Annotated in this window: 10 protein-coding genes; 7 read left to right on the top strand and 3 right to left on the bottom strand. The window is 37.2% G+C overall.

All coding sequences use genetic code 11. From position 1 onward, the window contains the following. Positions 1-202: alcohol dehydrogenase catalytic domain-containing protein (locus EKM60_RS05010; protein ID WP_164508326.1), on the bottom strand; the 202-nt coding region annotated here is incomplete at its 3' end. A gap of 100 nt (positions 203-302) precedes the next feature. Beyond that, positions 303-1,277 (bottom strand): AraC family transcriptional regulator, encoded by a 975-nt coding sequence (locus tag EKM60_RS05005; RefSeq protein WP_125713064.1) that lies wholly within the window; start codon positions 1,275-1,277, stop codon positions 303-305. A 140-nt stretch (positions 1,278-1,417) separates the two neighbouring features. Here EKM60_RS05005 and EKM60_RS05000 point away from each other — a divergent pair, with 140 nt between their 5' ends. The 5 genes from EKM60_RS05000 to rhaD are packed head-to-tail and all read left to right on the top strand — an operon-like array spanning position 1,418 to position 6,679. Beyond that, positions 1,418-2,731, top strand: coding sequence for an MFS transporter (locus tag EKM60_RS05000; RefSeq protein ID WP_125713062.1), 1,314 nt, complete (start codon positions 1,418-1,420; stop codon positions 2,729-2,731). 3 nt (positions 2,732-2,734) lie between these two features. Next, positions 2,735-4,207 (top strand): rhamnulokinase, encoded by a 1,473-nt coding sequence (gene rhaB, locus EKM60_RS04995; protein WP_125713060.1) that lies wholly within the window; start codon positions 2,735-2,737, stop codon positions 4,205-4,207. Next, entirely contained in the window at positions 4,204-4,518 is a 315-nt protein-coding gene (rhaM, locus tag EKM60_RS04990) for an L-rhamnose mutarotase (RefSeq protein ID WP_125713058.1), read from the top strand. The genes rhaB and rhaM overlap by 4 nt, the downstream gene beginning before the upstream one ends. A 25-nt stretch (positions 4,519-4,543) precedes the next feature. Continuing rightward, positions 4,544-5,809: an L-rhamnose isomerase gene (locus EKM60_RS04985; RefSeq protein ID WP_125713056.1), complete on the top strand. Its 1,266-nt coding sequence runs from the start codon at positions 4,544-4,546 to the stop codon at positions 5,807-5,809. Between the two features lie 39 nt (positions 5,810-5,848). After that, complete coding sequence (gene rhaD, locus EKM60_RS04980) at positions 5,849-6,679, top strand: rhamnulose-1-phosphate aldolase (RefSeq protein WP_125713054.1); 831 nt, start codon at positions 5,849-5,851, stop codon at positions 6,677-6,679. Positions 6,680-6,839: 160 nt separating this feature from the next. On the opposite strand, the gene EKM60_RS04975 is transcribed toward rhaD, so the two are convergent. Next, positions 6,840-7,571 (bottom strand): glucosamine-6-phosphate deaminase, encoded by a 732-nt coding sequence (locus EKM60_RS04975; RefSeq protein ID WP_125713051.1) that lies wholly within the window; start codon positions 7,569-7,571, stop codon positions 6,840-6,842. A gap of 214 nt (positions 7,572-7,785) precedes the next feature. Here EKM60_RS04975 and EKM60_RS04970 point away from each other — a divergent pair, with 214 nt between their 5' ends. Both EKM60_RS04970 and EKM60_RS04965 read left to right on the top strand, forming a co-directional pair. Further along, entirely contained in the window at positions 7,786-9,621 is a 1,836-nt protein-coding gene (locus tag EKM60_RS04970; protein ID WP_125713049.1) for a PTS mannitol transporter subunit IICB, read from the top strand. 20 nt (positions 9,622-9,641) lie between these two features. Beyond that, positions 9,642-11,720 (top strand): BglG family transcription antiterminator, encoded by a 2,079-nt coding sequence (locus EKM60_RS04965; protein ID WP_125713047.1) that lies wholly within the window; start codon positions 9,642-9,644, stop codon positions 11,718-11,720. The last annotated feature ends 2 nt before the right edge of the window (positions 11,721-11,722 follow it).

Raw genomic sequence — 11,722 nt, 5'->3', positions numbered from 1 at the left:
CGATACCAGAACCCTCGTGTCCTAAGACAACAGGGAAGCTGAAGGCTGCATCGCCTTTTCTAAGAGCTTCATCAGAGTGACAGATACCAGAAGCAACGACTTTAACTTGAAGACCATCATCTTGAAGGTCAGCTAGTTCAACGTCATCTCTAATAACGAATGGATCATTAACTTTATCAACTACAGCTGCTTTAATTTTCATATGTGTAAATTCCTCACTTTTATTTATTTCTAAATAACCGTGAACGTTTTCTCATCGATAAGTATTTCACAAAATATTTTAAAAATCAATTAAATAATTTTTATTTCCGATCATCACCGGGCATCCTTTGATAAAACTCTTTGTACTTTTTGTAGAAATGAGTCTTATTTTTCATGCCGATTTTTTCAACTATTTCCTCTATAGGGAGGGTGGTTGAAGTGATCAAAGTGTGAGCCTGGATCAATCTTTGTTTAGTTAATAAATCTTTAAAAGAATCACCAGTTTCTTTTTTAATAACGTTACTCAAGTAGTTTTTATTGTACTTATACTTAGTTGCCAAACTGGTTAAAGAAATATCTCGATAGTCTTTGGAGATATCTTTTAGGATATTAATGATCAACCTTTGCTTGGCGTTACTGCCTTCTGGAGCACTGACGTGATAATTACGAACTAGTTTGACTAATAATATGGAAAGATACGCTTGAAGGATCGTGTCTGAGAATTCTCTCTTCTCATAATATTCCTCAATGATCTGTTCCATAGTCATTTTAATATCTTCACTGTGTTCACTTCTGAAAATCAAGTACTTTGGAGTTACTTTACCTCCACCGGATACTCGGTTTAATAAGAAGTTGTAAACCAACGAGTTACTTTTTCTCATACCACTCAAGAAGTTGATGTTGATCGACTGGTCTCTAAACAAAAGATTGATCAAGATATCATCTTCACCAAGTCGCGATATTGAATGCGAACAACCGACATCTATAAGTAAAAGATCACCTTTTCTCAAATGCACCTGTTTTCCATTGACTATTTGATCACACTCACCACTTAACATGTAATTCATTTCTAAAAATTGATGTGTGTGTTCCGGATACTCCGCAAATCGACTGTGTTTACTAATATAAATGTTGCGATTTCTGAAAAAATAGTTATTGAGAATCCTGAATTCACTGGTTGAATCAGAGTGTTTTACCGCCCTATTCGGAATATCGTCGATATGTTTACCAGTTTTTAGCTGACGATTTTCGATCAACTCATGTTGCTTTAAACGTGCTATTGTACGCGGATTCATAAAGTTACCCCCTGTAATTATGTCACTAATGACCTGTGCTAATGACATTTAAGAATGTAAGCGTTCACTGTAAATTGGAACTTGTAACAACATGTGAGCGTTTTCTCAAACAAATATTTTATTCAGGGTGAGGTGTAGTTATGAGTGATTCAAGTGGAAAAGGATCTTTAAAGTCAACGATGGCCGTATCGTTAACAAACTTCCTAGATTCCGGTTGTATTGTTGCTGGTGCTAGTGGTTTGACTTTATGGACTCATGAATTTGGATTAAGTAGTTTTGAAGTTGGTTTACTTGGTGCGTTGAGTGCCAATGCCTTCGGATCAGCGATTGGTGCGTTGATCGGTGGACATTTGTCAGATAAGTATGGACGTAAAGTTATTTATACTTACGATATGATTATATATTTACTTGGTGCACTTATAGTAACATTTTCAGTTAATTTTCCAATGTTATTAGCTGGATTTATTGTAACAGGTGTCGCAGTTGGTGCCGGTGTTCCAGCAAGTTGGACTTATATCTCAGAAACTTCTGAAGATACAGATCGTGCTAGAAATATTGGTATTTCGCAATTTGCTTGGTCAATGGGACCAGCACTTATCTTTACATTAGGTGTTCTATTTGCACCACTTGGCTTAATGGGTAACAGAATCTTGTTTGCTATCTTAGCCGTAGTTGCTTTCATTGCTTGGAGCCTACAGAGAAATCTGAACGAATCAAAGGATTGGGAAGAGCAGAAAGCCAAAGAAAAACTCAGTGGAGAGAAACCACATCCATATAAAGAGTTATTCTCAAATGCAATTAACATTAAATCGCTATTATTCTTGATCGGTGTATACATGTTCTGGAACCTTGTAGCTGGTGCTATGGGATTCTTCATGCCATTCGTATACGAAACAGCTGGTGGACTAACAAACTTACAAGCCAACTTATTACAAGCAGTATTATGGATCTTTACAGCTTTAGCAACATACTTTGGCTTTGCTAAATATGGTGATAAAGCTAACCACAGAATCTTCTTCTTTGTTGGTGCAGCAATGGCCGCAGCTTCATGGATCATTTTGACATTTGCTGGTATGAACTGGACTAGCCTTTGGTTGTTCGTTATTATCTGGGGTGTTTCAGCTGGTATCGGTGCTCAAGCTTGGTACGCATTGTGGGCTACAGAATTGTTCCCTACTAAGTATCGTGCTGGATCACAAGGTGTCATGTTCTTCGTTGTTCGTGCATCTGCCGGTGTTTGGTCAATTATATTCCCAACTATCTTATCAACAATGGGATTCAAGGCCGCTGGTACATTCATGATTGTTCTACTACTAATTTCATTAGTAATCGGTACAATTTGGACTCCACATACACAAGGCAAATCATTGGAAGAAATTTCTAAAGAAAGATATGGAACTACTGATGCATCTACAGATGATTCAGATGATTCCACAAGTGAACAGGAGGTTTAATCAATGAGCAAAGCTTATGTAGCTGTTGATATCGGTGCCTCAAGTGGTCGTTTGATGCTTGGAACCTTGAAAGACGGAAAACTTCAATTACAAGAAATGCACCGTTTTAAGAATGGTTTTACCAAAGAAAATGGTCATGATCGTTGGAACATTGAATCAATCATTAATGAAATCTTCACTGGTTTGGAAAAAATTAAAAAAGCTGGATACGATGACGTTCAATTAGGTATCGATACTTGGGCTGTTGACTATGTTTTGGTCGGCATGGACGGCAAAAAAGTAGAAGATCCTATCAGTTATCGTGACGCTAGAACAAAGAATGCGATGGAAGAATTAACATCAGACCTTCCTAAGAGTTATATCTATAAGAAGACTGGTATTCAATTCCTTAACTTCAATACTTTGTATCAACTTTATACAGAAAATAGAGAAGAACTTGCTGAGACTGACAAAATTATGATGATACCTGATTATATCGGATATGTTTTGACAGGCAATGCTGTAACAGAAGTAACAAATGCTTCTACTACACAAATGCTTAATCTTCGTGAGGGACTCTTTGATAATAATTTGTTGGACAAGGTTCACGTTCAACAAGATCAATTCCCAAGATTAGTTGAATCTGGAACGATCTTAGGTAAGATCCGTCATAAGTGGCACACCATTTATGACTTGCCTGAAACAGAAGTAATCACAGTTGCTACTCATGATACAGCATCAGCTGTCTTGGGTACTCCTGGTGAAGGCGATCACTGGGCATTCTTAAGTTCAGGTACTTGGTCATTACTAGGTACAGAATTGAATGTCCCAGAAAACGGTGAATTGGCATTCCAAGGTAATTACACAAACGAATGGGGTGCCTATGGTACATATCGTTTCCTAAAGAACATCATGGGACTTTGGATGGTTCAAAACTTGAAACACGAATTCGATGATAAGTATAGCTTTAGTGAGTTAGCTTCGATGGCTGAGAAAGTCAGTCCATTTGAACAATTCATTAATGTTAATGACGATCGTTTCGCAAATCCTGAAAATATGACTAAAGAAATTCAGGCATATTGTAAAGAACATAACGAAAAAGTTCCTGAAACACCTGGAGAATTGACAATGGCAGTTTATTCTAACTTAGCCTTGTATTACGCAAATGAAATACAAGAACTAAATAGAATTCTGGGTTATGAATTGGATGCTTTAAATATTGTTGGTGGTGGATCAAATGTTGCGCTACTCAATCAATTAACAAGTACATTGTCAAATATCAAAGTTTATGCTGGACCAGGTGAAGCAACAGCCATTGGTAATTTAATGGTTCAAATGATCACAAAGAACGACATCAACAATATTGCTGAGGGTAGAAAGGTTATCAAGGATTCATATCCTGTTAAGACTTTCACACCTGAAACAAATAAATACGGTAACACGCTCCATGAGTATCAAGACTTTTTAAACACTGAAGGGAGAGATACAGTTCAATGAAAAGAATGGGTCAAATAATGTATTTGCATAAGGATGCTTATGCCGAATACGAGAAGAGACACAATAATCTATTTCCAGAAATGCGTAAGGCTTTGAAGGAAGCCGGAGCACACAACTATTCAATCTTTTTGAATAAAGAAGATGGTATGTTGTTTGCTTATCTTGAGGTCGACAATGTTGAAAAATATAATGATATTGCCAAAACTGATGCAGCCAAGAAGTGGTGGGCATACATGGAGCCTTTGATGGACACAAATCCTGATAAGAGCCCTGTAACCGTTGATTTAGACGAGCTATTTCATTTAGATTAGTAACACAATTTAGGAGGAATTATTAATGGTTAAAACTGAAGAAGTCGAAGACGCATACAAAGTTGCTAAAGAACGATACGCCGAAATTGGTGTTGACACTGAAGCAGTTATGAAACAATTAGGCAAAGTTAAATTATCTGTACATTGCTGGCAAGGCGATGACATTCATGGATTCTTATTCCCAGGCCAAGAGTTAACTGGTGGTATTGGTGTAAGCGGTAACTATCCTGGTATTGCACGTACACCTGACGAATTATCTGGTGACTTGAGTGAAGCACTTTCACTTATTCCTGGATCACACAAAGTTCAAATGCACGCTATCTATGCCGTAACTGACAAGAAGAAGGATCTCGATGAGATCGAACCAGAAGATTTCAGTTACTGGGTAGACTGGGCTAAGAAAGAAAAAATTGGATTGGATATGAACGGAACATTCTTCTCACACCCTAAGGTTAAGGAAAACTTTACTTTAGCTAGTCCTGATAAAGATATCCGTGATTTCTGGATCGAACATGGTAAGAAAACTCGTGCCATTGCTAACTACTTTGGTAAAGAATTAGGTCAACAATCAGTTAACAACTTGTGGATTCCAGATGGCTTTAAAGATAATCCTATCGACAAAGCTACACCACGTCTTCGTCTAATTGATTCATTGGATGAAATTGACAAGAAACAATATGACGAAAAGAACACTATCGAAGCCTTTGAAGGTAAACTATTCGGTACTGGTATTGAATCATATACTGTTGGTTCACACTTGTTCTACAACAACTATGCTTTGACAAGAAACAAGTTATGGACAATTGATGCTGGACACTGGCACCCAACAGAAGATGTTTCTGATAAGTTCTCAGCCTTCCTACCATTTGGTAAAGGTTTGATGTTACACGTTTCACGTCCTGTACGTTGGGATAGTGATCACGTTGTTATCTTTGATGAAGCACTTGTTAGAATTGCTCGTTCATTAGTTCGTGATAATGAATTAAGCAAGACAAACATCGGACTAGACTTCTTCGATGCTACAATCAACCGTGTTGCTGCTTGGGTCATTGGTGCCCGTGCTACACAAAAGGCTCTATTACAAGGTATGCTTGAACCAATCGAACAATTGAAGAAAGCCGAATTAAACTATGACTTTACTACAAGATTGGTAGAAACAGAAGAGCTTAAATCATATCCATTTGGCGCCGTTTGGGACGAATTCTGTCTACGTAACGATGTACCAGTTGGAAACGATTGGCTAGACAGCATTCACCAATATGAAAAAGACGTTCAATTCAAACGTAACTAGACTTAATTAGTTCATCTTCAGAAGGGAAGCAAAATAATAATGGAATTTAAGAATTCAAAATATGTAAAGAAAATGTCCGAAATCACTAACGAACTATACAAACATGGCTGGGACGAAAGAAACGGTGGTAATGTCAGTCTTCGTTTAACACAAGACGAGGTAGATCAATTTGATGACCTTAATAAGGTTATCAGAAACATTCCTATTAAATTTGATGCATCCCCTCTAGCTGGACAATATTATTTAGTTACTGGTACAGGTCGCTATTTCAAGAACGTTCATAATTATCCAGACAGAGATGCAGGTTTGGTCAAGATTACTGATGAAGGTAATTCAGTTGATTTATACTGGGGCTTCAATGATGGTGGAGAACCAACAAGTGAATTCCCTGCACATTTGATGACACATATTGCTAGACAAAAAGTTGATTCAAATCAAAGAGTTGTTATGCACTGTCACCCAACAAACTGGGTTGCTCTATCATTCACTCAAAAATTGTCTGAAAAAGAAATCAGTAAATTATTGTGGAAGATGCAAGCCGAATCATTGGTTGTCTTCCCAGAAGGTGTTGGTATCATCCCTTATATGACACCTGGTACAAACGAAATCGGACAAGCAACTGCTGATAAAATGAATGAATTTAGAGTTGTTATGTGGCCACATCACGGTATCTTCGGCTGTGGCGATAGCATGGATGAAGTTTATGGATTAATTGAAACTGTTGAAAAAGCAGCCTTGATCTATACAACTATCCAAAGCCAAGGTGGAGACATCCAACAAGAGATCACTGACGACGACTTAAGAGACTTAGCTAAATCATTTGGTGTTACACCAAATCCTAAGTTCCTATCTATGGATAAAGTGAAGTAAGCACATTTTCAAAATTAAGAGCCATGCCTAACGGCATGGCTCTTTTTGTGCTTACGATTATATATAATATCATAGTGTCATATATGATACGGCAAACAATAAATCCCCCATCTGCCAAATTGGCAGATGGGGGATTTATTTAACTATATAATAGTAGAAACTAGTTAATCTTTTCGTCGATTGATGAATCACTTAATTCGCTACCAGCATCTTTATCAACAATGATTGTTACATCATCTTTTGTTTGTAGAACTGATGCAGGACAGTCGTTTGTAACTTTTCCTTCGATCATTCCTTTAACGGCGTCGGCTTTTTCTGTACCAAATGCCATCAAGACAATCTTCTTACTCTTAAGGATTGAACCAATACCCATTGAGTATGCGTAACGAGGTACATCATTTTCATTTTCAAAGTTTCTTGAGTTTGCTTCAATAGTTGATTCTGTTAATTGAACTTTTCTTGTTTCTACATCAAATGGTGAACCTGGTTCGTTGAAACCGATGTGACCATTACGACCTAAACCAAGAACTTGAAGATCAATAGGGTGATCAGCAATAACTTTGTTATAACGTTTTGCTTCTTCTTCAGGATCCTTTGCTTTACCATCAGGAACAAAAGTTTCTGCAAATGGTTTCTTGTCAAACAAGTTTGTTTGCATGAAGTAGCGGTAGCTTTGTGGATCTTCTGGTGCAAGACCAACATATTCGTCCAGGTTAACTGATGTCATCTTTGAAAAATCAACATCGCTGGCGATCATTTCCTTATATAAAGGAATTGGTGTACTACCAGTTGCTAAACCGAAAACCTTAGCACCGTCATCCATAGCTGATTTAATAAGTTTAAATGCCTCTTTGCCGGCAATCTCTTTATTACTTGTAACAATAACTTTCATTATATATGTTACTCCCTTCAGAATTATACCTCTTGTTTGGTATAGTCCAATTATAGTTGTCTATTAGGGTTGCTGTCAAGAATTTACAGTAAAAATTGTATATACCAAGTTTTGTCATAGATTTTTGTGCCAAAGCTATCGTTGATGAAAATTTGGGAAACGCATACACTATTTCTTGTAAGCGTTTTAAGTGCTTGGAAGGAGTGTTACAAATATGGAGGCAGTTTCAAAAACTGACGCAAAAAAAGAAAAAACTTCGATTAAAACGAAGGTTCAACGTCTAGGTAGTAAGCTTTCAGGAATGGTTATGCCAAATATCGGGGCATTCATTGCTTGGGGACTTATTACAGCCTTATTTATGGATTCAGGTTGGCTTCCTAATGCCCAATTGGCAAAAATGATCACGCCAATGGTTACATATTTATTGCCATTATTAATTGCTTTTACAGGTGGTAGCATGGTTGACGAACATCGTGGAGGTGTCGTTGGTGCTATTGCAACAATGGGTGTCATTGTTGGTACAAATATTCCAATGTTTATTGGTGCCATGATTATGGGACCTTTAGGTGGCTGGTGTATCAAGAAATTTGATGCATGGGCACAGCCAAGAACTAAACAAGGATTCGAAATGCTTGTTAATAACTTCTCAGCCGGTATCTTAGGTATGTTGTTAGCTATCATCGGATTCTTCGGAATCGGTCCAGTTGTTTCAGGACTTTCCGCAGCATTAGCAGTGGGTGTTGATTGGATCATCAAACGTAATCTTATCCCACTAGCAAATGTCTTCATTGAACCAGCAAAAATTTTATTCTTAAACAATGCTATTAATCAAGGTATCTTAACACCATTAGGTATTCAAGCATCAGCAGAAGCTGGTAAATCAATTCTATTCTTGCTTGAACCAGATCCAGGTCCAGGTCTTGGAGTATTGTTAGCCTTTATGTTCTTTGGTAAAGGTAGTGCTAAGAGTAGTGCTTCTGGTGCTGCAATTATCCACTTCTTTGGTGGTATTCACGAAATTTACTTCCCATATGTATTGATGAAACCTGCATTGTTCCTATCAGTTATCGCTGGTGGTGTTTCAGGTACATTCATGTTCAATCTATTGGGAGCAGGTTTGAAAGCTTCACCTTCACCAGGTTCAATTATTTCAATTCTTCTTATGACTCCTAAGGGATTAGGAAATTATATTGCGGTTCTAAGTGGTGTCGCTGTTGCTACAGCAGTTTCATTCTTAGTTTCAATGGTTATTTTGAAACGTGATAAATCAGAAGATACAGATCTTGCATCAAGCCAAGCTAAATTGGCAAACATGAAAGGTTCAGCTAAAGGTACTTCAGATGCATCAGCTGCATCAACAGAAGATGCCCGTGCAATCCTTTCAACAGCTAACGAAGTTAACCACATTATCTTTGCTTGTGATGCCGGAATGGGATCATCAGCTATGGGTGCTTCAATTCTTAGAGATAAAGTTAAAAAAGCTGGTTTGGACTTATCAGTTACAAACACAGCTATCAATAGTTTGAAAGATGAACCAGGATTATTAGTTGTTACACAAGATGAATTAGCAAGTCGTGCCCTTCAAAAGACACCTTCAGCTGTTCACGTTGCAGTTGAGAACTTCTTGAATTCACCTAAGTACGATGAAATTGTTACAGGTTTGAAGACTAAAGAGGTTTCCGGTACCGTTGACAGTGCTCCTAAAGCTGACGATGATACTAAGAAAGAAACTGCTGAATCAAGCAATCTTCAAGATATCGATGTTTCAAAGATCAAAGTAATCGACTTCATTCATCATGATCAAAATGTAGGTTCCGCAACTATGGGACGTTCATTGTTCAAAGATAATATGAAGAAGTCCGGAGTAACAAATATTAAAGTACAACATCTCTCAGTTGGAGAAGTTGATGATGAGTCAGAAGTTCTTGTAATTGCTAGTCGTGATACCGCAAAACGTATCAAGTTATCATTCAAGAATGTTCAAGTGCTCGTGGTCGACAATCTAATGGATGCTCCCGAGTATGATAAACTTATTGCAGAACTTAAATAATTCTGCAAGGACGAAAAAGGATGAATCTATCAAGCCGAGAGTCGGAAATATCGTTACTTTTATTAAAGAACCCTAGTGGTTTAGGAATCGCTGATTTGATGAAAAATATTCATGTAAGTCGTCGAACGATTTACCGTGAATTATCAAGTTTGGAAACAAGCCTAGCTCATTTAGCTATTAGTTTAACCAAAGAGGATGGCAGTTATCGCTTGGTCGGCAGTAAAGAGAATTTAGATGAATTAAATTCTATGCTGGTCCAGCCTAATAAACAGGCAACTATATCTTCAGTTGAAACACGTCAAAGTGCTTTAGCTTGTAAGTTGTTGACCGTTAATGAAATAACTACCATTGGTGCTTTAGCTGAGGAGTTTGAGGTCAGTGTATCCACTATTACCCAGGATCTGAAAGTAATAGAAGGTATTTTCAATGATTATCAGCTTGAAATATCCCGAATTAAGGCCAAAGGTATAGAAATAATCGGAAAAGAAAGTAATGTTCGCCGAGTTATCAGCGGCATTCTATCTAGTGAAATCAACGAATATGAATTCTTCGAATTTCTCACTAGTGATACAGCAATTGGATCGATCACGACATCGCAATATTTTATCAATTTGTTGGATATCGACTTGGTCAAACAAGCAAATGAAGCGATTCAAAGCCGTATTAAGACTGATTTCTCCAATTTCTCCGATAGCCAGCTCAAGCAGTTAATTATCATATTGGCTGTTTCGGCCAAGAGAATTGAAGATAAAAAAGTTATCTCTCATCTAAACCACATTGATCAGAGCAACTTGTTCAAATATCAACATGTTGCAATTGAGCTTTTTAATCAGTTTAGCGAGACGATTCGAGATCGTATTTCATTGATGGAATTAGAATTCATGGCGCAACAGATTCAGGGAATGAGCTTTTCTATTTCTAATAATGTTTTACTTGATGACTATGATCTACAACTTTCTTATCAAGTAAGAAGTTTGATCAAACAAGTTTCAGATAGTTTTGGATATGACTTTAAAACTGATGATACGTTGTTCAACGATTTAATGGCGCACATTGGGTCCGCCTTAAAACGACAGATCTCCCAGTTACCGGAGATAAACAATCCAGTTCTAAAAAACGTCATTAGTAATTATCCACAGCTTTATGAAAAACTGAAAGATAGTCTCAAAGATGTATTTGATGATAGATTACCCAGTAGTGAAGCAGCGTATGTGCTAATTCATTTTGCATCAGCTTTTGAACAGCAGCGACAAGACAAGATCATTAGTGCCTTGGTCGTCTGTGCAAATGGTATTGGGACAGCCAGAGTGTTGGAAAGCAGATTAAAGAAAACCGTACCGGAAATCAGTAATTATCGAGTATCTCGAGTTGCTGAGTTGAGTAAGTTAGATTTGAAGCAATATGATCTGATCCTCTCAACAATTTTCTTACCTGGTTTCAAATACCCGTACAAAGTTATCTCACCATTGCTTTTGCAAAATGAAATTAGAGAAATAAAAGATTATTTAAGTGATCAGTTTGGTGCCATAGAGGTGAAAAGAGGACTCTCTATCTCCGGTAATTCAAACGATCCCATAACTAAATTGAATAATCTTTATGATGAATTAACAGTAGCTAAAAAGTTACTAAAACATATTGAAGTTAAAAAAATTGATAACCGTGATTACAATTTACAGCAAACGCTGTTATTACTATCAAGAAGATTACGACCAGAATTCGTTTCAGATGCTGATAAAGTAGCAACGGCACTTTTTCAGAGAATGGAACGAGCTCCAGTGGGGCTTCCTAATACAGGTGTGGGTCTGGTCCATACAACTAATGAAGCTGTTATTGAACCATTTTTCTCAATCTATGAGTTGTCCAATTCAATTGTTATTAAGGGAATGGATCATAAGGCAATGAATTTGAAACGATGCTTTTTCATGTTAGCACCTAGAGAAATGACTGATTTCAGTGCAGATTTGATGGGAGGTATCTCCAGTTCAATCATTGATAGTGAAAGTAATCTGAAAGTTTATCAACATGGTAATACTAATGAATTAAAAGAATTGGTATCTAAATTATTTTTGGACGCTATTAAACAAAAGGATTGGAAGTGAAA

It is taken from the genome of Companilactobacillus kedongensis, from assembly GCF_003946625.1.
GTDB lineage: Bacteria > Bacillota > Bacilli > Lactobacillales > Lactobacillaceae > Companilactobacillus > Companilactobacillus kedongensis.
Note: the sequence above shows the minus strand (reverse complement) of the source record. Positions and strands in the feature narration are given on the sequence as shown.

What these genes read in the sequence shown, in the direction of transcription:
- rhaD (WP_125713054.1), top strand. Translation starts at nt 5,849, where the DNA reads ATGGAATTTAAGAATTCAAAATATGTAAAGAAAATGTCCGAAATCACT.
- EKM60_RS05000 (WP_125713062.1), top strand. Translation starts at nt 1,418, where the DNA reads ATGAGTGATTCAAGTGGAAAAGGATCTTTAAAGTCAACGATGGCCGTA.
- EKM60_RS04965 (WP_125713047.1), top strand. Translation starts at nt 9,642, where the DNA reads ATGAATCTATCAAGCCGAGAGTCGGAAATATCGTTACTTTTATTAAAG.
- EKM60_RS04975 (WP_125713051.1), bottom strand. Translation starts at nt 7,571, where the DNA reads ATGAAAGTTATTGTTACAAGTAATAAAGAGATTGCCGGCAAAGAGGCA.
- rhaM (WP_125713058.1), top strand. Translation starts at nt 4,204, where the DNA reads ATGAAAAGAATGGGTCAAATAATGTATTTGCATAAGGATGCTTATGCC.
- rhaB (WP_125713060.1), top strand. Translation starts at nt 2,735, where the DNA reads ATGAGCAAAGCTTATGTAGCTGTTGATATCGGTGCCTCAAGTGGTCGT.
- EKM60_RS04970 (WP_125713049.1), top strand. Translation starts at nt 7,786, where the DNA reads ATGGAGGCAGTTTCAAAAACTGACGCAAAAAAAGAAAAAACTTCGATT.
- EKM60_RS04985 (WP_125713056.1), top strand. Translation starts at nt 4,544, where the DNA reads ATGGTTAAAACTGAAGAAGTCGAAGACGCATACAAAGTTGCTAAAGAA.
- EKM60_RS05005 (WP_125713064.1), bottom strand. Translation starts at nt 1,277, where the DNA reads ATGAATCCGCGTACAATAGCACGTTTAAAGCAACATGAGTTGATCGAA.